The following is a 19,094-nucleotide window of genomic DNA, read 5'->3' on the forward strand; positions in this document are numbered from 1 at the left end:
TAGGCACAGGGCTATCCGGTTGAACGCATGGCCGCCAGACGAAAAGGTCGGCAAGACCTGTCGCGACACGCGCACATGACCGAAGGGCAGTTTGGAGACTTTGATGATGCACAAAACGATCACCACGGGATGGGCGCTGGCACTGGGCTTGGCGCTGGCCGCACCGGCCGCAGCACAAAGCACCACCGACAACCTGGTCGCCGCCAATACCGACTGGAGCACCTTCGAGGCGGAGAACCCGCGCGAGTGCATCAGTGTCTCGTCCCCCACCGAAAGCGCGCTGACCGATTCCAGCGGCAACCCCACGCAGGGCCGCCGGGGCGATATCTTCTTGATGGTCTTCTACCGGCCCGGTGCCGACGTGCAGGGCCAGGTGACCTTCACCGGCGGCTATCCCTTCGCGCCCGGCTCCACCGTGGATCTGACCGTGGCGGGGACCACCTTCCAGATGTTCACCGAAGGCGAATGGGCCTGGCCCGCCACGCCCGAGGATGACGCCCGCGTGGTCGCCGCCCTCAAGCGCGGCACCGACGCCGTGCTGCGCGGACGCTCCGGCCGGGGCAACGTGACGACCGACACCTTCTCGCTTCTGGGCTTCACCGCCGGGGTGGAAGAGGCCGAAAGTCGCTGCTCCAGCTAAGCGGAGGCGCTGCGCGCCTTTTCGAGTTTATCTGGCCAGATGAAGTTGCGAGGTCCGGTTTTCCATTGGAAACCGGGCCTTCTATCTTATATGGGGCCTACTTTCCGCCCGAGGGAGACCGAGATGACCGCCACCGCCCCGATCACGCAGGACGTCCACACGATGCCGCGCAAGCTGCCCGAGGGCCCGGTCAACCTGATCGGCCTGACCCGGGACCAGCTCAAGGACGCGCTGATCGCGGCGGGCACGCCCGACAAGCAGGCCAAGATGCGGGTGAACCAGATCTGGCAGTGGCTCTATCACTGGGGCAAGCGCGATTTCGCGGACATGACGAACCTGTCCAAGGACTACCGCGCGATGCTGGCCGAGCGCTTCGTCATCGAACTGCCCGAACTCGTGACCCGCAAGGTCAGCACCGACGGCACCCGCAAGTACCTCGTCCGCATCGCGGGCGGCCACGAGGTCGAGGTCGTCTACATCCCCGAGGAGGACCGCGGCACGCTCTGCGTCTCCTCCCAGGTGGGCTGCACGCTGACCTGTTCCTTCTGCCACACCGGCACGCAGCGGCTGGTCCGCAACCTCACGGCGGGAGAGATCGTGGGCCAGATCATGCTCGCACGCGACGATCTGGACGAATGGCCCGAACCGGGGCAGGGCACCGGCGAGAACGGCCCGCGCCTTTTGTCCAACATCGTCCTCATGGGCATGGGAGAGCCGCTCTACAACTTCGAGAACGTGCGCGACGCGATGAAGATCGCCATGGACGGCGAGGGCATCGCCCTGTCGCGCCGCCGCATCACGCTTTCGACCTCCGGCGTCGTCCCCGAGATCGCCCGCACCGCGCAAGAGATCGGCTGCCAGCTCGCCGTCAGCTTCCACGCGACCACGGACGAGGTCCGCAACAAGCTCGTGCCGATCAACAAGCGCTGGAACATCGCGGAACTTCTGGACGCCCTGCGCGAGTATCCCAAGGTCTCGAATTCCGAGCGGATCACCTTCGAATACGTCATGCTCGACGGGGTGAACGACACCGACGACGACGCGCGGCGCCTGATCGAGCTGATCGACGGCATCCCGGCCAAGATCAACCTGATCCCTTTCAACGAATGGCCCGGCGCGCCTTACAAGAGGTCTTCCAACAACCGCATCCGCGCCTTTGCGGACATCATCTACAAGGCCGGCTACGCCTCCCCCATCCGCACTCCGCGCGGAGAGGACATCATGGCCGCCTGCGGCCAACTCAAGTCCGAAACCGAACGCGCCCGCAAGAGCCGCAAACAGGTCGAGGCCGAAGCGGGCCTGTAGCCCGGGCGCTCACGTCAATCACACGTTCCATTCGGCTGGATTGACGTTCGATCGCCCACGCCGAACCTCGCGCGCGCCCGGCGGCACCGCCGGGCATCGCCTGACCTCCCCCCGGAGGGCGATCTTGCAACGCCGCAAGTTGCGGACCCGTTGGACGCCTTGCCAGCGCCCGCCCATTGGCGTTGTCGAGGCGCCCTCCAGGTCGGTCGATGCCCTCGTCACTCTGCGCCCGGTGGTGTCAGCCTTCGTTCAACGCTTTGAAAATATTGTTAAATATGACATAATATGTTTCGCATGCGAAACATCCCGGGGCCCGGCGGCTCTCTCACCGGCCCGGGATTTCCTCGCGCACCTCGCCCGCCCCGTCCCAATCGTCCATCGCGGCCAGCGCCTCTTCGGCGCTGTCCACGAAGCGGAACAGGTCCAGATCGGCGGGAGAGATCGTGCCGGCATCCGACAGCGCCTCCCAGTCGATGATCCGGGTCCAGAAATCGCGGCCGAACAGAAGGAAGGGCACCTTCTTCATCCGCCCCGTCTGGATCAGGGTCAGGGCCTCGAACATCTCGTCCAGCGTGCCGAAGCCGCCGGGAAAGACGGTGATCGCCGAGGCGCGCATCAGGAAGTGCATCTTGCGCGTGGCGAAGTAGTGGAAGTTGAAACAAAGGTCCGGCGTGACGTAAGGATTGGGCGCCTGCTCGTGCGGCAGCACGATGTTCAGCCCGACGGACCGGCCGCCCGCGTCCTGCGCACCGCGGTTGCCCGCCTCCATCACGCCGGGGCCGCCGCCGGTAACGATGACATTCTCCGACCCGCCCTGCGCCATCGACCGTTCGGTCACGATCCGCGCGAAATGGCGGGCCTCGTCATAGAAGGCCGTCAGCTCCGCCAGCGTCTGCGTGCGGGCGCGGTCCTTGTGGGCAGGCTCGGGGATGCGCGCCCCGCCGAACATCACCACGGTCGAGACGACGTCCGCCGCGTCCATCAGAATCTCGGGCTTCATCAGCTCCAGCTGCCAGCGCACCGGGCGCAGCTCGTCGCGGCACAGAAAGTCGTCGTCGGTGAAGGCCAGCTTGTAGCTGGGCGCCCGCGTCTGCGGCGTGTCCGGCACGGATTTCGCGTGTTCCCGGTCACTCCCGGAGGAGCGCAGGGGCGTGCGGTGGTCGTCGGTCATGAAGGCGTCCTGATGTCATTGCGCGGCAAGGCGAGGCTGGTCTATAGCCCGGTCTGAACCGCCAAACCAGCCAAAGGGGCCCGTTCCATGTCCAACGCCCAACTCGAAACCGCCATCGAATCCGCCTGGGACGCCCGCGACCAGATCACCCCCTCCACCGGCGGCGAGACCCGCGAGGCGATCGAGGATACGCTCGACGCGCTCGACAGCGGCCGGCTGCGCGTCGCCGAACGGCAGGAGAACGGCGACTGGAACGTGAACCAATGGGCCAAGAAGGCGGTCCTGCTGGGTTTTCGCATCAAGGACATGGAGATGCAGCCCGGCGGCCCGCAGGGCGGCGGCTGGTGGGACAAGGTCGACAGCAAGTTCGCGGGCTGGGGCGACAACCAGTGGCGCGCGGCCGGTTTCCGCGCCGTGCCCAACGCGGTGGTGCGCAAGTCGGCCTTCATCGCCCCCGGCGTGGTGCTGATGCCCTCCTTCGTGAACTTGGGCGCCTACGTGGACGAGGGCACCATGGTCGACACCTGGGCCACGGTCGGATCCTGCGCGCAGATCGGCAAGAACGTGCACCTCTCGGGCGGTGTGGGCATCGGCGGCGTGCTGGAGCCGATGCAGGCCGGGCCCACCATCATCGAGGACAACTGCTTCATCGGCGCCCGCTCCGAGGTGGTCGAGGGCTGCATCGTCCGCGAAGGCTCCGTGCTGGGCATGGGCGTCTTCATCGGCCAGTCCACCAAGATCGTCGACCGCGAGACCGGCGACGTCATGTATGGCGAGGTCCCGCCCTATTCCGTCGTCGTCGCAGGTTCGATGCCGTCGAAGAACGGGATCAACCTCTACTGCGCGGTCATCGTGAAGCGCGTGGACGAGCGCACGCGGTCCAAGACCGGCGTGAACGAGCTGTTGCGCGACTGATGATCCTGTCGCGCTGGTCCGCCCGCCGCCACATCGCGGCGGGTAGCAGGCCGGGCTGGCTGATGGCCTGGGGACCGGTCGCCGCGGATGCGATCTTGCTGGCGCTTGTCTTCGCGCTGGCCCTGCCGGCGATCTGGCCTACCTTGATGGGATGGCCGATCTGGCTTCGGATCCTGGCGCTGTTCGCGGGGGTCTTCCTGCCGATCCAGGCCGTCCTGATCACCGCGTCGCTCTGGGCTGCAAGAGCGCGGGGACAAATCTTCTCGGATTCTGATTTTTGAGGGAACCAAGTCGACGGTCACGGGTTCGTGTGGTCAAGAGGCCATGCTGGCCTCAACCAACAAAGGGATAACGACATGGGCTGGCTTGCAGCAATCATCGTCGGCGGCATCGCAGGATGGCTCGCCGAACAATTCATGAAGTCCAACATGGGTCTTCTGGCGAACATCGTTCTCGGCATCGTCGGCGCGATCGTGTTCAACTTCATCTTCGGAACGCTGCTGGGCCTCTACGCGGCGGGCGCAAGCTTCAGCCTCGGCTACCTGCTGGTCGGCTTCATCGGCGCCTGCATCCTGATCTTCCTGGCGCGCCTGGTGCGTCGCAACACCTGATCGGATCACGATCGACTGACCTGAAAACGGCGTGCGATGGATCGCGCGCCGTTTTTGCATGAAAGGCCCCCATGATCGCCAACCTGTCCCTGCCGCTCCTGCTGCTGGTCTTCCTGGCCGCGGGGGCGCTCGTCGTGGTCTCCTCGATCCGCGCCACCGGCCTGGCCGACGTCATCGCCGACCGCACCCGGATGGGGGAGGCGCTGGCCGGCGGGCTGATCCTGGGCGCCGCCACCTCGCTGGCCGGGGTGGTCGTGTCGGTAGACGCTGCCCTGGCGGGCGATGCCAGCTACGCCGTGTCGAACGCCGTGGGCGGGATCGCGGCGCAGACCCTGTTCCTGGCCATCGCCGACATCCTGCATCGCACCGCCAACCTCGAACACGCTGCGGCGGAGCCTGCCAACCTGTTCCAGGCGGTGATGCTCATCATCCTTTTGTCGATCCCCATGGCCGCCGCCTCCGGCCCCGAGATCGCCTATTTCGGCGTGCATCCGGCGGCAATCATCATGTTCCTGTGCTACCTGGGCGGCGTGAAGCTGTCGCAGCGCGTCGCGGAGGAGCCGATGTGGCGCCCCGTCCAGACCGTCCACACCCGGACCGACGAACCCGAGGACGAGACCGAGCGGCACCGCTCCGCCCTGCGGCCCGCGCTGATCTTCGCGGGGCTGGTCGTACTGATGGGCGCCGGGGGCTGGGTGATCTCGCAGGTGGGCGGGGCCTTCATCACGCGCTTCGGGCTGGCCTCCTCGCTGGTCGGCGCAATCGTCACGGCCGTCGTCACCTCCCTGCCCGAACTGGTGACGACGCTCACGGCCGTCCGGCGCGGCGCGCTGCAACTGGCGGTCGGCGGGATCATCGGGGGCAATACCTTCGACACGCTGTTCCTCGTGGCCTCTGACGTCAGCTACCGCGAGCGGTCGATCTTCCATGCGACTTCGGGCAGCGACACCTACTGGATGGCGACGGGCCTTCTGATGACCGGCGTGCTGCTGGGCGGGCTGATCCTGCGCCAGCGCGACGGGCCCGCGCGCATCGGGATCGAGAGCGTGCTGCTCATCGCGATCTACGCCGTGGCCGTCGTGGTGCAGTTCGCCGCCGCTTGACAGGGCCGCCCGCCCGCGCGATGCGATGGGCCATGAACAAGCGCACGCAACAGATCTTCACCCTGCTGGTCGAAGTGGGCCGCACCCCCGGCGACGGGCTGCCGAAGGAGTCCACGGGGGCGGCGCTCATGTGCTACGCCAGCGGCGTGGACGAGGCCGAGGCCGTGCGCGAGACGGTCGCCATCCTCAAGCAGGCGGACCTTTCGCCGCTGGACGTGTCAGGCTACGGCACGCTCGAGGAACGGCTGGCCGAAGGTCACGACATCGACGACGAGGAACGCGCCCTGATGCAGCGCGCGCTGGAGGAAAACAGCGTGATCGTGGCGCAGATGACGCCGTTCTACGACGCGCCGGCCGGCCCCGACCCGGCCGACGCCTAGGCCGGGATGTGCGGCTCCGTGGCCTCTGAATGGCGCCGCGGAACCACCCTTGCCCTGCGGCTTCAATTGCACCCGCGCGCGCGGCGCGCTACCGCTGGGGGCGATCCCCGACCCACAGGTGCCAGATGACCAATCCGACCGACCCCGTTGAGCTGACCGCGGCGCTGGTGCGCTGCCCCTCGATTACGCCCGAGGAAGGTGGCGCGCTGGTCCTGCTGGAGCGGCTTCTGTCAGACGCCGGGTTCGACTGCACCCGCGTCGACCGGGGCGGGGTGGCGAACCTCTTCGCGCGCTGGGGTCGCAAGGGGGCGAACCGCAGCTTCGGGTTCAACGGCCATACCGACGTGGTGCCGCTGGGCAATCCCGCCGACTGGAGCGTCGATCCCTTCGGGGCGGAGATCCGTGACGGCTTCCTCTGGGGTCGGGGGGCGACGGACATGAAGTCAGGCGTCGCCGCCTTCGCCGCCGCCGCCGTCGACTTCGTGCGCGACACGCCCCCCGACGGGGCGGTGATCCTGGCAATTACCGGCGACGAGGAAGGCGACGCGCAGGACGGCACCACGGCGCTGCTCGACTGGATGGCCGCGCAAGGCGAGACCATGACCCACTGCCTCGTGGGCGAGCCCACGAGCCCCGATCGCATGGGCCAGGCGATGAAGATCGGGCGGCGCGGGTCGATGACCGCCTGGTTCACCTTCACCGGGGTGCAGGGCCATTCCGCCTATCCGCACCGCGCGAAGAACCCGCTGCCTTCCATGGCGCGGCTGATGGACCGGTTGTCGTCGGAGCCTTTGGATCAGGGCACCGAGCACTTCGACGCCTCGACCCTGGCGGTGGTGACGATGGACACCGGCAATCCCGCGACCAACGTGATCCCCGCGCAGGGTCGCGCCACGGTGAACATCCGCTTCAACGACAGCCATTCGGGTGCGTCCCTGACCGAGTGGCTGCACTCCCATGCCGACGCCGTGGCCGCCGAGACCGGCATCGCCATCGAGATGCGCGTAAAAATCAGCGGTGAAAGCTTCCTCACGCCGCCGGGAGACCTCTCCGACCTGATCGGCGACGCGGTGGAGGCCGAACTGGGCACCCGGCCAGAGCTGTCGACCTCCGGCGGCACCTCGGATGCGCGCTTCGTCAAGGACCATTGCCCGGTGGTGGAATTCGGCCTCGTCGGCAAGACCATGCACCAGGTCGACGAGCGTGTGCCGGTGAAGGACATCGAGACGCTTAAGGCGATCTACTCCCGTATCCTGCGCGCCTATTTCGCCTGACGCGCGCCGCTGCCGGCCGCGCGCGCGCGGCGCGTGCGGGACGCCTCGCCGGCGGGGCAAGTATTTCCGATCCAAAGAAGCCGGGATCGCCGCCCCGATCCGCCCGCTGCTTCATCTGGCCGAATAAACTCCGGGGTCCGGGGCAGCGCCCCGGTCCGCCGTTTGCATCGGGCGCTCCGCCGCCCTAGATGCGAAGCATGGCAGATCTTCCCAGCAAACGCGACGTGCTCGCGTTCCTCTCCGACAACCCGACCCAGACGTCGAAGCGCGACATCGCCCGCGCCTTCGGGATCAAGGGCGCGTTGCGCGTCGACCTCAAGCGGCTCCTGCGCGAGATGGAGGCCGAGGGCACCCTCACCAAGCGCCGCGCCAGCTACCGTGAGCCGGGGCGGCTGCCGCCGGTGTCGGTGGTCGAGGTCACGGGACCGGACGCCGATGGCGACCTGATCGCGCGGCCCCTGGAGTGGACCGAGGACACCGACCCGCCGCGCATCCTCATGGCTCTGCGCCAGTCCGACCCGGCGCTGGGCGTGGGCGACCGGATCCTGGCGCGCCTCACCGCGACGCCCGGAGAGGAGCACGCCTACCAGGGCCGGATGATCCGCCGGATCGGCACAAATCCCCAGCGCATCCTGGGCGTCTTCCGAGCGGGATCGGAAGGTGGCCGCGTGATGCCCATCGACAAGGGCTCCGACAAGCAGTGGACGATTCCCGCTGGGGCCACCAACGGCGCCCGGGACGGCGAGCTGGTCGAGGCAGAGCAGACCGGCCCCAAGGGGCGCATGGGCCTGCCCAAGGCGCGTATCCTCAACCGGCTGGGCGATCCCTCCGGCGCGCGGGCGGTCAGCCTGATCGCCATCCACCAGCATGGCATCCCCGATCATTTCCCCGACGAGGTCGTGGCCCAGGCCGATGCGGCGAAGCCCGCGCCGATGGGCAGCCGCACCGACCTGCGCGACCTGCCGCTGGTGACCATCGACCCCGCCGATGCGCGCGATCACGACGACGCGGTCTTCGTGCAGCGCGACGGCGACGGCTTCACCCTCTGGGTCGCGATCGCCGATGTGGCGCATTACGTCACGCCGAATTCCGCACTCGACCGCGAGGCGCGCAAGCGCGGCAATTCCACCTATTTCCCCGACCGCGTCGTACCGATGTTGCCCGACACGCTCTCGGGTGATCTGTGTTCGCTGCACGAAGGGGTCGAACGCCCCTGCCTCGTGGCCGAGATGCAGATCGACGCCGAGGGCGTGAAGACGGGTCACAGGTTCCACCGCGCGATGATGCGCTCCGCCGCGTCGCTGACCTACGAACAGGCGCAGGCCGCCGCCGACGGGCAGCCCGACGCGCAGACCGCACCGCTGGTGAAGGACGTGATCGAGCCGCTCTTTGCGGCCTATGCCGCTCTGCGCCGCGCCCGCCAGGATCGCCAGCCGCTGGAGCTGGACCTGCCGGAGCGCCGGATCGAGTTGAACGACGCGGGCGAGGTCACCGCCGTGGCCTTCAAGGACCGCCTCGACGCGCACCGGATGATCGAGGAGTTCATGGTGCTGGCCAATGTCGCCGCCGCCGAGACGCTGATCGCGAAACGGACCCCGCTGCTGTTCCGCGTCCACGAGGAACCCAGCCCCGAGAAACTCGACGCCCTGCGCGAGGTCGCCGACAGTGCCGGGCTGACGCTCGCCAAGGGGCAGGTGCTGAAGACGGCACATCTCAACCGGCTTCTGAGCTCCGCCGCCGCGACCGACAGCGCGGAGCTCATCAACCTCGCCACCTTGCGGTCGATGACGCAGGCCTATTACCACCCCGAGAATTTCGGCCACTTCGGGCTGGCGCTGAAGGCCTACGCGCATTTCACCTCGCCGATCCGACGCTATTCCGACCTGATCGTGCACCGCGCGCTGATCTCGGCGCACCGCTGGGGCAAGGACGGTCTGAGCCCCTGGGACATCGAGAACCTCGCCGATACCGCCAAGCTCATCTCGGACACAGAGCGGCGGTCGATGGCCGCCGAGCGCGACACGACGGACCGCTACCTCGCGGCCTTCCTCGCCGACCGGGTGGGTGCGACGATGGCGGGCCGGATCGCGGGGATCGCGAAGTTCGGGGTCTTCGTGAAACTCGACGAGACCGGCGCCGATGCGATGATCCCGATGCGCAACCTGGGCGCGGAGTATTTCCATTACGACCACGAGACGCAGACGCTGATGGGCGCGGACAGCGGCACGGTGATCGCGCTGGGCCAACGCGCGACCGTGAAGCTGACCGAGGCGACGCCGGTCACCGGCGGGCTGATCGCGGACCTGGTGGACCTCGACGGTGCCGTCTTGCCGCGCGGCCCTTCGAAAGGCCGCGGCAAGCCGCCCAAGCGCCGGATCGGCGCGTCGAAGAAGAAGGCCGACAAGACTGCCCGGAAGGTGTCCCGCACGCGCAAGGCCAAACGGTAGTTGCGGCGCGGTTTCCCCGGGTCAAACCCGGGGCGGATCGGGCGGCCCCCCGGGGGACGTGCCGCACCTCCTCGCTTTTGAAGAAATACTCCTGACCCTAGTCCGCGTCGAACAGCCCTTCGACGGGCTGGCGCAGAAGCCGCTGGGTCTTGGTGCAGCGCTGGCCCGCGAACTTGTCCTCCAGCACGGCGCCGAACAGCGGCTGGGTGGGCTTGGCCGCCTCGAACAGCGTGGCCGAGGCGCGCAGCTTGTAGGCATCGGTGTCGCCCAGCATCTCCTCGGCCGAGGTGTCGTGCCCGCGGATCAGTCGGAAGCACGCATCCAGCCGCGGTCCGAGGACCGGGTGATCGGCGTAGGTGCGGGCCTCCTCTAGGTCGCGCAGGGAATAGAACATCGCCATGGGCGAGGCGCCGATGCCTGTTAGCACGGGAAAGACGAACCACATCCAGTGGGTCCGTTTCTCCCCCGCTCGCAGTTCCGCCTGCACGGTGTCCCAGACGGTGTCCTGGGCATCCACGAAGTGGTCCAGCTCGTCCTCGTCGTCCTCGAAATCGTCGATATCCCCGCTCATGCCGCGTAATCGGCGCCTTCGCCGTCCAGGATGGCGCGCAACTCCGTCAGGTGGCGGGCGTCGAGTTCGGGGTAGGAGGCGATTTCCCGCGCCGTCTTCTCGGCCACCTCGTGCGACAGGACCCGCAGCGGTTGGCCGGTCTGCAGGGCACGGATGTAGGTCTCGCAGGCGCGTTCGAAGTAGTAGAGGCGGTTGAAGGTCTCGGCCACGGTGTCGCCGATGATCAGCACCCCGTGGTTGCCCATGACCATGACCCGCTTCTGGGGATCGGTGAAGAGCGCAGCACAGCGCGCGCCCTCGTCCTCCAGCGCGAGGCCGCCGTAGCCTTCGTCGATGACGATACGGTCGTAGAAGGTGCAGCAGTTCTGGTCGATGGGGGGCAGGCGGCTGTCCTTCAGGCTGGCCAGCACCGTGGCGAAGACCGAATGGGCGTGCATCGCGCAGCGCGCGTGGGGCACCTGGCGGTGCAGCGCGCCATGCAGGCCCCAGGCGGTGGGGTCCGGCGCGTCGGGGCCTTCCATCGTGGCAGGATCGTCCGCGTCGATCAGCAGAAGGTCGCTCGCCTTGATCCGGGCAAAGTGCATCTGGTTGGGGTTCATCAGGAACCGCTTGCCGCTGTCGTCCACGGCGAGGCTGAAGTGGTTGGCGACCCCTTCGTGCAGGTTCATCCGGGCCGCCCAGCGAAAGGCGGCGGCCAGGTCGGCGCGTTCGTCACGGTAGTTCAGGTTGTGTCCGGCGGTGGTCATGTCGGCCCTCCTTTGGGCCAGTGTGAAGATCACGCCCGCGGTGTCCAGCGGATTCCGGGCAAAGTTGATCCCGGCGGCGGATACGCCACCTATCAGGCGACACCGGAACCGAAAGCGCCGCCATGCCAGAACTGCCCGAATCCGACGCCGCCCGCCGCAGGATCGCCGATCAGTGCCTGAACCGCACCATAGAAGGCTTCGATCTGGGCGAGGTGAGCCACGTCGAGCTGCCCTCGAAGGCCGAGCGCGACCGCCTCGTCGGCACGCAGTTCAGCACGACGCGGCGGCACGGCAAGTATATCTTCGCGGGAACGAAGGGCGGGCCCTGGCTTCACGTGCACCTAGGCATGTCGGGCAGCCTGCGCGTCTGGGAGGAGGGCGAGGCGGAGCCCGATTTCGCGCGTCTCACGATCCGCTTCGAAGGCGGACGCCGGTTGAGCTTCCACGACCCGCGCAAGTTCGGCGTCCTGGCCCTGGTCGAGGACGTGGACGCCTTCATCGAGGACAAGGGCCTCGGTCCCGACGCGATGCAGATCGGCGACAACGCCTTTGCGGACGTGATCGGCAGCACGCGCGGTGCCATCAAGTCGGCGCTGCTGTTGCAGTCGAAACTGGCGGGAATCGGCAACCTGTGGTCGGACGAGACGCTCTACCGCTGCGGCGTCCTGCCCGACGCGCGCGCCTGCGATCTGGAGGCCGCGACGATCTCTCATCTGCACCGGGCGATGCAGGACATCATGGGGCTGGTGATGGACAAGAACGCCGATTACAGCCAATTGCCGCAGGACTGGCTGATCCACCACCGCGAGGCCGGTGCCGCGTGTCCGCGGTGCGGTGGAACGATCGCGAAGAAGACGGTCGGTGGCCGGACGGCCTATCACTGCCCGGAGCACCAAACCGGCGCCTGAAGGCTTCTTCTGGCCGAAAATATCCCGGGGGAGCCCGGAACGGGCGGGGGCAGAGCCCCCAACCCGGCCGGCCACGCAAACCGGCCTTTGCCGGTCTTGCGGGGCTTACCAGCCCGCTTCGGTGATGATCTTGTCCTCCGGCACGCCCACGTCCTTGAGCGCATCGCGGATGTCGTCGACGAACCCCTGCGGTCCGCAGACGTAGCAGGGCCGGTCGGTCTGCACGCCGATGTCGCGCAGCATGTCGGCGTCGAGCTTGCCCTTGCGGTGCTCCGTATCCTCCTGGTCGGAGATCACGTAGGTCGCCGTCAGGCCCGACATCTGGTCCCAATGGTCCTTGAGGATGATGTCCCGGTCGGCCTCGTTGGCGAAGATCAGGTGATCGCCGCCGATCCCGTCGCGCGCATGCTTGTCGAGGATCGCGATGTAGGGCGTGATCCCGGCGCCCGCCGCGATGAAGGTCCCGCAGCCGTGGTCGGTGATCGCGCCCGCGGGTTCCTCGGCGATCCAGCGGTCGCCCGGTTCGATGTCGGGGATCATCTCGGTCACGCCGTCGTGGGAGGGGTAGCTCTTGATCACGAAGGAGACGTGATCGGCCGACGGGTCCGACGTCATCGTGAAGGGGCGGTCCTCGTCGCGCCAGCCGTCCTTGTCGAGCGCCATGTGCGTGGCCTGCCCGGGTTCGAAGTCGAACCCGTCGGGACGCGAGCAGATGATGTGGTAGGTATCGTGGGTCAGCGGTTCGATCTTCTTGACGGTCAGGGTGTAGGTCATGGCTGTCTCCTCTGTTGGTGGCAAAACGAACGCGTGGGGTCTGCGGTTCCCCGTGCGCTCGCGTGCCCCAGCCGCTAGGATCGCGGCATGATCGAATGGCGTGACGAAGGACTGCTGCTGGCCGCCCGCCCCTTCGGCGAGAGTGCGGCCATCGTCGAGGTGCTGACCCCGTCGCGGGGCCGGCACGCGGGCGTCGTGCGCGGCGGGGCGAGCCGCCGGATCGCGCCGATCCTGCAACCCGGCGCGCAGCTCGACGTGACCTGGAAGGCCCGGCTTGAAGATCACCTGGGCGCCTTCACGGTCGAGCCGTTGCGCAGCCGCGCCGCCGCGGCCATGGCCGACCGGCTTTCGCTCGCGGGGTTGGGGGCGGTCTGCGCGCTGCTCTCCGTGACCCTGGCCGAGCGCGAGGCGCATGCGGCCCTCTACACGCGGACGGTTCAGCTTCTGGACCTTCTGGGCCAGCGCGACCTTTGGCCGCTGGCCTACCTGCGGTGGGAGCAGGCCCTGCTGGCCGAGCTGGGCTACGGGCTGGATCTGGGCACCTGTGCGGTGACGGGGGCATCGGAGGGGCTGATCTACATCTCGCCCCGGTCGGGCCGGGCGGTCAGTGCCGCCGGTGCCGGGGAATGGGCCGACCGGATGCTGCCCCTGCCGCCGGTCCTCGCAGGACAGGGAGAGGCGGAAAACGCCGATATCGTCGCGGGGCTCGAGGTGACGGGCTACTTCATCGAGAACCGGCTGATCCGCGGTCAGGACGGCACGGCCCTTCCCGCCGCGCGGTCACGGCTGCTGGCGGCGATCGCGCGGGAGGGGGGGCGGTAGGCTCGCGGGTGAACCGCCTCGGGCGTGGAACGGAAGCCGGGTGTCGCCCGACCTGGAGGGCGTTCGGGACGCTCGTATTGCGAGGGGCAGCGCAAAGAGCGCGCGGGAGCGCTGCTTGAAGCAGTGCAAAATCGCCCTCCGGGGGGAGGTCGGGCGATGCCCGGCGGAGCCGCCGGGCACGCGGGGTGTTTGGCCGGGCGCGTAGAACCGGTTCGTGACATTTGGGCGGGCACCAGGTTTGGAACCCGCCGTGCTGAACTCTCGCGCCGCCGGTCCGAAACCGTCCACTGGACGGTTTCGCGCGTTACGCTTGCAGCAGTCGTCTCGCGATGACCTGGGCCTGAATCTCTGCGCGTCGCCTTTACCAAAAACGCTCCACTGGAGCGTTTTTCGCGAATCTCTACGACAGCAGCCGCCGTGCAATGACCTGGGCCTGGATTTCGGCGGCGCCCTCGAAGATGTTCAGGATGCGGGCGTCGCAGAGGATGCGGCTGATCTTGTATTCCAGCGCGAAGCCGTTACCGCCGTGGATCTGCAGGGCGTTGTCGGCGCAGGCCCAGGCGACGCGGGCGGCGTGAAGCTTGGCCATGCCGGCCTCCAGGTCGCAGCGGCGGTCGGCGTCCTTTTCGTGGGCCGAGAAGTAGGTGAGCTGGCGGGCGACCATGATCTCGACCGCCATCATCGCGAGCTTGCCCGAGACGCGGGGGAAGTCGATGAGCGCCGCGCCGAACTGCTTGCGGTCCTGGGCGTAGCGCATCCCCTCGTCGAGCGCGGATTGCGCGACGCCCACGGCGCGGGCGGCGGTCTGGATGCGGGCGGACTCGAAGGTCTGCATGAGTTGCTTGAAGCCTTTGCCGGTCTCGCCGCCGAGGAGATTCTCGTCCGCGACCTCGAAGCCGTCGAAGGCCAGTTCGTATTCCTTCATGCCGCGATAGCCGAGGACCTCGATCTCGCCGCCGGTGAGGCCGGGGTCGGGGAAGGGGGCCGCGTCGGTGCCGGGGGTCTTTTCGGCGAGGAACATCGACAGGCTGCGGTAGTCGGTCGTCTCGGGCTCGGTGCGGGCCAGCACGGTCATCACGTGGGTGCGCGCGGCGTGGGTGATCCAGGTCTTGTTGCCGGTGATCGTCCAGGTGTCGCCGTCCTTCACGGCGCGGGTCCGCAGGGAGCCGAGGTCGGAGCCGGTGTTGGGTTCGGTAAAGACGGCCGTGGGCAAGGTCTCTCCGCTGGCGAGACGGGGGAGCCACTTTTCCTTCTGCGCGGGGGTGCCTCCGCAGAGAATCAGCTCGGCCGCGATCTCGGACCGGGTGCCGAGACTGCCCACGCCGATGTAGCCGCGGGAGAGTTCTTCGGAGACGACGCACATGGCGGATTTCGACAGGCCGAAGCCGCCGTGCACTTCGGGGATCGTGAGGCCGAAGACGCCCATCTCGGCCATCTCCTCGATGATCTCCATCGGGATCAGCTCGTCGTTGAGGTGCCAACCGTGGGCGTGGGGCTCGACCCGCTCGCGGGAGAAGCGGCGGAACTGGTCGCGGATCATCTCGAGCTCTTCGTCGAGGCCGGAGCGGCCCACGGTCAGCTCGGCGGCGTGATCCTGCATGAGCGCCGCGAGGCGGCTGCGGGCGGCCTGCGTGTTGCCATGGGCCTGCAGCGTCCGCACGGCGTCGGTCGTGAAATCGGTGCGGTCCTGTGGGGAGAGGCCAAGGTCGGAGAGGCGCACGACCTCGCCCTGGTTCATCTGGATGCCGCCGTCGATCTGGGCGAGGTATTCGCCGAAGGCGATCTGGTGGATAAGCTGCTCGACCTCGCCGAAGGTGCCCGCGTCAGAGAGGCGCAGGGCCCAGTCCTGCATTCGGTGCAGCGCCTGCGCGTAGGTGGCGAGCCAGGCGAGGCCGTGGGCGGCGGTCTGATGCGCCTCCACCAGGCGGGAGGAGACGCGGTCGCCGTCGTGCACCAGGGCGGCCACGCTGCCCTTCGCGCGCGCAAGCAGTGCATCGACGGCCTCGAGGGCCGCGGCGGTAACGGCGGTCAGATCGGCGAGGACCGGATCCGCGGCGGGATCGAAGGAGGCTCCGTCATGCGGCATCGTCAGGCTCCACGTGTTGTGCGGGTGCAGGGATATCCGCTTTGCAGGTGCAGCGCAATAATAATGCGCATTAAAACTGATTATAGACCGAAAGTGTCGTCACGGAATTCGCTGGTCGCGGTGCCTGCGCTGGGCCAAGGTCCGCGCATGGACCTGTTGACCGACCTCTTGCCGCCCGGATTGATCCTGTTCGCCTGCCTCGTCACGCTGGTGAGCGGCTTCGTGAAGGGGGCGGTGGGATTCGGCATGCCGCTCGTGATGATTTCGGGCATGGGGATCGCGATCGAGCCGCAACTGGTCATCGCGGGCATCGTCGTGCCCATCGTGCTGAGCAACGGCTGGCAGGTGCTGCACGCGGGCCTTGGCCCCGCGCGGGCGGCGCTGGCGGAGCATTGGCGCTATGTCGGGATCGTCTGCGTGATGATCCTGGTGGCGGCGCAGTTCCTGGTCCTGATCCCGACGGACGTGATGTTCGTGGTGCTGGGCGTGCCGGTGGTGGCGCTTTGCGCGATCCAGCTTCTGGGCTGGCGGCCCCGCATCTCGCCGCGCTGGCGGCGGACCTTCGAGTGGGGGGCGGGAACGGTCGCGGGAACATTGGGCGGGCTGGCCGGGACATGGGGGCCGCCGACGGTCCTCTACCTTCTGGCGCTGGAGACGCCGCGGGCGAAACAGATGGCGGTGCAGGGCGTGATCTACGGCGCGGGATCGGTGATGCTGCTGCTGGGGCATCTGCAGTCGGGCGTGCTCAACGCGGCGACGCTGCCGTTTTCGGTCCTGCTGGTCGTGCCGGCGCTTTTGGGCATGGCCGTGGGGTTCCGGTTGGGCGACCGGTTCGATCAGGATCTCTTTCGCAAGATCACGCTGCTGGTGCTGATCGTGGCGGGGGCGAACCTGATACGGCGCGGGGTGATGGGCTAGGCCGCCCGCGGCGGCGCGCGGGGCTCAGGACAGCAGGTTCTCGAACCCGCAGATCCGGGCCAGTTCCGGCATTTGGTCGGGGGCGACCACCTCGAAGGTCTTGCGGTAGAGCGTTTCCCCGTCCTTCGTCGCCTCGATCTGCCAGAGGCCCTGCACAAGCTCGTATGCGAAATCGAACTGGTAGAAGGTGAGCGAGGGCGCGAAGGCGTCGATGCGCGAGCGGAAACTTTGCCGCGTGGCCCCGTCCGGCCCCATCGGGGGATGCGTCACCTCTATCTCGACGTCGGCAAGGCCCAGGCCGCGCGCCTGCGCCTTCGCGCCGAACCCCAGACCCAGCACGGCCGGCACGCGGCTGGCGTTCGAGACGAAGGGCGGTTCCTCCTCGATCAGGTGGGTGGTGCCGGCGACGGTGCCGGGGGCCGGGGCCTCTCCGACCGAAGGGGGCGGGCAGATCACGCCGGTCTCGAAGGACGACAGCCGGTCGGAGACCGTGTCGGGCGCTTGCGCGGCAAGCGGGGTGGCGAGAAGCAGCAGAAGCGAAAGGGTCAGGCGCATGGTCCGACCCTTAGCACAGGCCGAAGGTCCGCGCATCAGCCGATGGCGGCGGCCTTCACGTCGTCGTCGATGTAGGGCACGTACTTGGCGAAATTCTCGGAGAACATCTGCACCAGCTTCTCGGCCTGGGCGTCGTAGGCCGCGCCGTCCTCCCAGGTCTTGCGGGGGTCGAGCAACGTGTCGTCGACGCCCGCCACCGCGACGGGCACGTCGAAGCCGAAGTTGGGGTCCTTGCGGAAATTGCTGTCCTCGAGGCTGCCGTCCAGCGCCGCCGACAGGAGCGCGCGGGTCGCCTTGATCGGCATCCGGGTGCCGGTGCCATAGGCGCCGCCGGTCCAGCCGGTGTTCACCAGCCAGCAGGTCGCCCCGTGGCTTGCGATCTTGGACCGCAGCAGGTTGCCGTAGATTTCCGGCCGGCGCGGCATGAAGGGCGCGCCGAAACAGGTGGAGAACGTGGGCTCCGGCTCGGTCACGCCACGCTCGGTGCCCGCCACCTTGGAGGTGAAGCCCGACAGGAAGTGATACATCGCCTGCGCCGGTGTCAGGCGGCTGATCGGCGGCAGGACCCCGAAGGCGTCGCAGGTCAGCATGATGATGTTCTTGGGGTGCCCGCCCAGCCCGGTCTCCGAGGCGTTTGGGATATAGGGCAGCGGGTAGGCGCAGCGCATGTTGGCGGTCAGGCTGTCGTCCTCGAAATCGAGCTCGAGCGTGTCGGGGTCGAAGACCATGTTCTCGATCACGGTGTGCGGCATCTCGCAGGTGGCGTAGATCTCGGGCTCTGCCGCGGGATCGAGGCCGATGGTCTTGGCGTAGCAGCCGCCTTCGAAGTTGAAGACGCCGCGGTCGGACCAGCCGTGCTCGTCGTCACCGATCAGCGTGCGGGAAGGGTCGGCGGAGAGCGTCGTCTTGCCCGTGCCGGAGAGGCCGAAGAAGACGGCCGTGTCGACGGGGTTGCCGGTCGCGTGGTTGGCCGAGCAGTGCATCGGCATGATGCCCTTCTCGGGCAGCAGGTAATTCAGCAGGGTGAAGACGGATTTCTTGTTCTCGCCCGCGTATTCCGTGCCGCCGATCAGGATCAGCTTCTTGCTGAAGTTCAGCGCGATCACCGTGTCGCTGCGGCAGCCGTGACGCGCGGGGTCGGCCTTGAAGCTGGGACAGTTCAGCACCGTGAACTCCGGCGTGAACCCGGCCAGTTCGCTTGCCTCGGGGCGGCGCAGCAGGTGACGGATGAAGAGCCCGTGCCAGGCCAGTTCGGTGATGACCCGCACGTCCAGCCGATGCGCAGGATCGGCACCCCCGTAAAGGTCGCTGACGTAGGCAGTGCCGCCGTTCAGATGGGCGAGCATGTCGGCGTGGAGCTGGTCGAATTTCGCAGGCTCCATCGGCGGGTTGTTGTCCCACCAGATCGTATCCTCGACGTCCGGGGTGCGCACGACGAACTTGTCCTTGGGCGACCGGCCCGTGTGCTTGCCGGTGCTGACGAGGAACGTCCCGCCCTTACCGGTCCGACCTTCACCGTTTGCCACGGCCGCGTCGTGAAGCTCGGCCTCGGACAGGTTGTAATAGACCCGGGCCAGACCTTCGATGCCTTGATCCTCAAGTCTCATCGCGGGGTTGACCGTACCGTGGTCCATAAGAGCGCTCCTTTCAGCGGGCCGTGACTGGCAAGGTCGGACGTAACACCAATCATGCGATCCGCAGAAGCCCAAGGATCGGGGTTTAGCGCCACCGGAGCGATGTTAACGCAACCAGCCACGTCGCCCGGTGAGGTTAACGATTTGTTGCACATTGGCTGCGCAAATAAGACACAATTGCTAATCGTTTCGTCTGGCAGGGTTGATTCGTTTCGGCAAACCGCCGAAGGATTC

General features: G+C 67.7%; 19 protein-coding genes. 12 read left to right on the forward strand and 7 right to left on the reverse strand.

Annotated features, from left to right (window positions below; translation table 11 throughout):
- Positions 1 to 103 precede the first annotated feature (103 nt).
- Together EU805_RS02760 and rlmN are read left to right on the forward strand one after the other, a co-directional pair.
- On the forward strand, positions 104 to 640 hold the full coding sequence (locus EU805_RS02760; protein WP_207208054.1) for a hypothetical protein: 537 nt from the start codon (positions 104 to 106) through the stop codon (positions 638 to 640).
- 123 nt (positions 641 to 763) lie between these two features.
- Positions 764 to 1,945: a 23S rRNA (adenine(2503)-C(2))-methyltransferase RlmN gene (gene rlmN, locus EU805_RS02765; protein ID WP_129762407.1), complete on the forward strand. Its 1,182-nt coding sequence runs from the start codon at positions 764 to 766 to the stop codon at positions 1,943 to 1,945.
- A gap of 325 nt (positions 1,946 to 2,270) precedes the next feature.
- Here rlmN and EU805_RS02770 read toward each other — a convergent pair whose 3' ends face one another.
- On the reverse strand, positions 2,271 to 3,116 hold the full coding sequence (locus EU805_RS02770; protein WP_129762408.1) for a TIGR00730 family Rossman fold protein: 846 nt from the start codon (positions 3,114 to 3,116) through the stop codon (positions 2,271 to 2,273).
- A gap of 87 nt (positions 3,117 to 3,203) precedes the next feature.
- Here EU805_RS02770 and dapD point away from each other — a divergent pair, with 87 nt between their 5' ends.
- From dapD to rnr, 7 genes are all read left to right on the forward strand, one after another.
- Complete coding sequence (gene dapD / locus EU805_RS02775; protein WP_129762409.1) at positions 3,204 to 4,031, forward strand: 2,3,4,5-tetrahydropyridine-2,6-dicarboxylate N-succinyltransferase; 828 nt, start codon at positions 3,204 to 3,206, stop codon at positions 4,029 to 4,031.
- Positions 4,031 to 4,312 (forward strand): hypothetical protein, encoded by a 282-nt coding sequence (locus tag EU805_RS02780; RefSeq protein WP_129762410.1) that lies wholly within the window; start codon positions 4,031 to 4,033, stop codon positions 4,310 to 4,312. The genes dapD and EU805_RS02780 overlap by 1 nt, the downstream gene beginning before the upstream one ends.
- Before the next feature lie 75 nt (positions 4,313 to 4,387).
- Positions 4,388 to 4,642, forward strand: coding sequence for a GlsB/YeaQ/YmgE family stress response membrane protein (locus EU805_RS02785; RefSeq protein WP_129762411.1), 255 nt, complete (start codon positions 4,388 to 4,390; stop codon positions 4,640 to 4,642).
- A gap of 71 nt (positions 4,643 to 4,713) precedes the next feature.
- Positions 4,714 to 5,745 carry a sodium:calcium antiporter gene (locus EU805_RS02790; RefSeq protein WP_129762412.1) on the forward strand — a complete coding sequence of 344 codons (1,032 nt, stop codon included), beginning with the start codon at positions 4,714 to 4,716 and terminating at the stop codon, positions 5,743 to 5,745.
- Between the two features lie 32 nt (positions 5,746 to 5,777).
- Positions 5,778 to 6,125 carry a hypothetical protein gene (locus EU805_RS02795; RefSeq protein WP_165351870.1) on the forward strand — a complete coding sequence of 116 codons (348 nt, stop codon included), beginning with the start codon at positions 5,778 to 5,780 and terminating at the stop codon, positions 6,123 to 6,125.
- A gap of 125 nt (positions 6,126 to 6,250) precedes the next feature.
- A complete protein-coding gene (gene dapE / locus EU805_RS02800; RefSeq protein ID WP_129762414.1) occupies positions 6,251 to 7,399 on the forward strand; it encodes a succinyl-diaminopimelate desuccinylase in 1,149 nt (382 codons plus the stop codon).
- 197 nt (positions 7,400 to 7,596) lie between these two features.
- Positions 7,597 to 9,846, forward strand: a complete 2,250-nt coding sequence (gene rnr / locus EU805_RS02805; protein ID WP_129762415.1) for a ribonuclease R — start codon at positions 7,597 to 7,599, stop codon at positions 9,844 to 9,846.
- Positions 9,847 to 9,943: 97 nt separating this feature from the next.
- On the opposite strand, the gene EU805_RS02810 is transcribed toward rnr, so the two are convergent.
- Both EU805_RS02810 and EU805_RS02815 read right to left on the reverse strand, forming a co-directional pair.
- Positions 9,944 to 10,417: a DUF1810 domain-containing protein gene (locus EU805_RS02810; protein ID WP_129762416.1), complete on the reverse strand. Its 474-nt coding sequence runs from the start codon at positions 10,415 to 10,417 to the stop codon at positions 9,944 to 9,946.
- Positions 10,414 to 11,163 carry a class II aldolase and adducin N-terminal domain-containing protein gene (locus EU805_RS02815; protein WP_129762417.1) on the reverse strand — a complete coding sequence of 250 codons (750 nt, stop codon included), beginning with the start codon at positions 11,161 to 11,163 and terminating at the stop codon, positions 10,414 to 10,416. The genes EU805_RS02810 and EU805_RS02815 overlap by 4 nt, the downstream gene beginning before the upstream one ends.
- A gap of 122 nt (positions 11,164 to 11,285) precedes the next feature.
- On the opposite strand from EU805_RS02815, the gene EU805_RS02820 reads away from it, so the two are divergent.
- Entirely contained in the window at positions 11,286 to 12,071 is a 786-nt protein-coding gene (locus EU805_RS02820; RefSeq protein ID WP_129762418.1) for an Fpg/Nei family DNA glycosylase, read from the forward strand.
- 105 nt (positions 12,072 to 12,176) lie between these two features.
- Here the strand turns inward: EU805_RS02820 and EU805_RS02825 are convergent, their stop codons facing one another.
- Positions 12,177 to 12,845, reverse strand: coding sequence for a flavodoxin reductase (locus EU805_RS02825; RefSeq protein WP_129762419.1), 669 nt, complete (start codon positions 12,843 to 12,845; stop codon positions 12,177 to 12,179).
- Between the two features lie 87 nt (positions 12,846 to 12,932).
- On the opposite strand from EU805_RS02825, the gene recO reads away from it, so the two are divergent.
- Positions 12,933 to 13,667: a DNA repair protein RecO gene (gene recO / locus EU805_RS02830; protein WP_129762420.1), complete on the forward strand. Its 735-nt coding sequence runs from the start codon at positions 12,933 to 12,935 to the stop codon at positions 13,665 to 13,667.
- A gap of 400 nt (positions 13,668 to 14,067) precedes the next feature.
- Here recO and EU805_RS02835 read toward each other — a convergent pair whose 3' ends face one another.
- The gene (locus EU805_RS02835) at positions 14,068 to 15,753 is read right to left on the reverse strand and encodes an acyl-CoA dehydrogenase family protein (RefSeq protein WP_129762421.1); all 1,686 of its coding nucleotides are present in this window, start codon (positions 15,751 to 15,753) and stop codon (positions 14,068 to 14,070) included.
- A 147-nt stretch (positions 15,754 to 15,900) separates the two neighbouring features.
- Here EU805_RS02835 and EU805_RS02840 point away from each other — a divergent pair, with 147 nt between their 5' ends.
- Positions 15,901 to 16,671, forward strand: coding sequence for a sulfite exporter TauE/SafE family protein (locus tag EU805_RS02840; RefSeq protein ID WP_129762422.1), 771 nt, complete (start codon positions 15,901 to 15,903; stop codon positions 16,669 to 16,671).
- A 24-nt stretch (positions 16,672 to 16,695) separates the two neighbouring features.
- Here the strand turns inward: EU805_RS02840 and EU805_RS02845 are convergent, their stop codons facing one another.
- Together EU805_RS02845 and EU805_RS02850 are read right to left on the reverse strand one after the other, a co-directional pair.
- Entirely contained in the window at positions 16,696 to 17,226 is a 531-nt protein-coding gene (locus EU805_RS02845; RefSeq protein WP_129762423.1) for a DUF3859 domain-containing protein, read from the reverse strand.
- Positions 17,227 to 17,261: 35 nt separating this feature from the next.
- Complete coding sequence (locus tag EU805_RS02850; RefSeq protein ID WP_129762424.1) at positions 17,262 to 18,860, reverse strand: phosphoenolpyruvate carboxykinase; 1,599 nt, start codon at positions 18,858 to 18,860, stop codon at positions 17,262 to 17,264.
- Positions 18,861 to 19,094: the final 234 nt, after the last annotated feature.

It is taken from the genome of Salipiger sp. IMCC34102, from assembly GCF_004145405.1.
Lineage (GTDB): Bacteria > Pseudomonadota > Alphaproteobacteria > Rhodobacterales > Rhodobacteraceae > Loktanella.

Bases quoted from the DNA above. Each gene is read 5' to 3' on its own strand.
- EU805_RS02760 (WP_207208054.1), top strand. From the start codon at position 104: ATGATGCACAAAACGATCACCACGGGATGGGCGCTGGCACTGGGCTTG.
- rlmN (WP_129762407.1), top strand. From the start codon at position 764: ATGACCGCCACCGCCCCGATCACGCAGGACGTCCACACGATGCCGCGC.
- EU805_RS02770 (WP_129762408.1), bottom strand. From the start codon at position 3,116: ATGACCGACGACCACCGCACGCCCCTGCGCTCCTCCGGGAGTGACCGG.
- dapD (WP_129762409.1), top strand. From the start codon at position 3,204: ATGTCCAACGCCCAACTCGAAACCGCCATCGAATCCGCCTGGGACGCC.
- EU805_RS02780 (WP_129762410.1), top strand. From the start codon at position 4,031: ATGATCCTGTCGCGCTGGTCCGCCCGCCGCCACATCGCGGCGGGTAGC.
- EU805_RS02785 (WP_129762411.1), top strand. From the start codon at position 4,388: ATGGGCTGGCTTGCAGCAATCATCGTCGGCGGCATCGCAGGATGGCTC.
- EU805_RS02790 (WP_129762412.1), top strand. From the start codon at position 4,714: ATGATCGCCAACCTGTCCCTGCCGCTCCTGCTGCTGGTCTTCCTGGCC.
- EU805_RS02795 (WP_165351870.1), top strand. From the start codon at position 5,778: ATGAACAAGCGCACGCAACAGATCTTCACCCTGCTGGTCGAAGTGGGC.
- dapE (WP_129762414.1), top strand. From the start codon at position 6,251: ATGACCAATCCGACCGACCCCGTTGAGCTGACCGCGGCGCTGGTGCGC.
- rnr (WP_129762415.1), top strand. From the start codon at position 7,597: ATGGCAGATCTTCCCAGCAAACGCGACGTGCTCGCGTTCCTCTCCGAC.
- EU805_RS02810 (WP_129762416.1), bottom strand. From the start codon at position 10,417: ATGAGCGGGGATATCGACGATTTCGAGGACGACGAGGACGAGCTGGAC.
- EU805_RS02815 (WP_129762417.1), bottom strand. From the start codon at position 11,163: ATGACCACCGCCGGACACAACCTGAACTACCGTGACGAACGCGCCGAC.
- EU805_RS02820 (WP_129762418.1), top strand. From the start codon at position 11,286: ATGCCAGAACTGCCCGAATCCGACGCCGCCCGCCGCAGGATCGCCGAT.
- EU805_RS02825 (WP_129762419.1), bottom strand. From the start codon at position 12,845: ATGACCTACACCCTGACCGTCAAGAAGATCGAACCGCTGACCCACGAT.
- recO (WP_129762420.1), top strand. From the start codon at position 12,933: ATGATCGAATGGCGTGACGAAGGACTGCTGCTGGCCGCCCGCCCCTTC.
- EU805_RS02835 (WP_129762421.1), bottom strand. From the start codon at position 15,753: ATGCCGCATGACGGAGCCTCCTTCGATCCCGCCGCGGATCCGGTCCTC.
- EU805_RS02840 (WP_129762422.1), top strand. From the start codon at position 15,901: ATGGACCTGTTGACCGACCTCTTGCCGCCCGGATTGATCCTGTTCGCC.
- EU805_RS02845 (WP_129762423.1), bottom strand. From the start codon at position 17,226: ATGCGCCTGACCCTTTCGCTTCTGCTGCTTCTCGCCACCCCGCTTGCC.
- EU805_RS02850 (WP_129762424.1), bottom strand. From the start codon at position 18,860: ATGGACCACGGTACGGTCAACCCCGCGATGAGACTTGAGGATCAAGGC.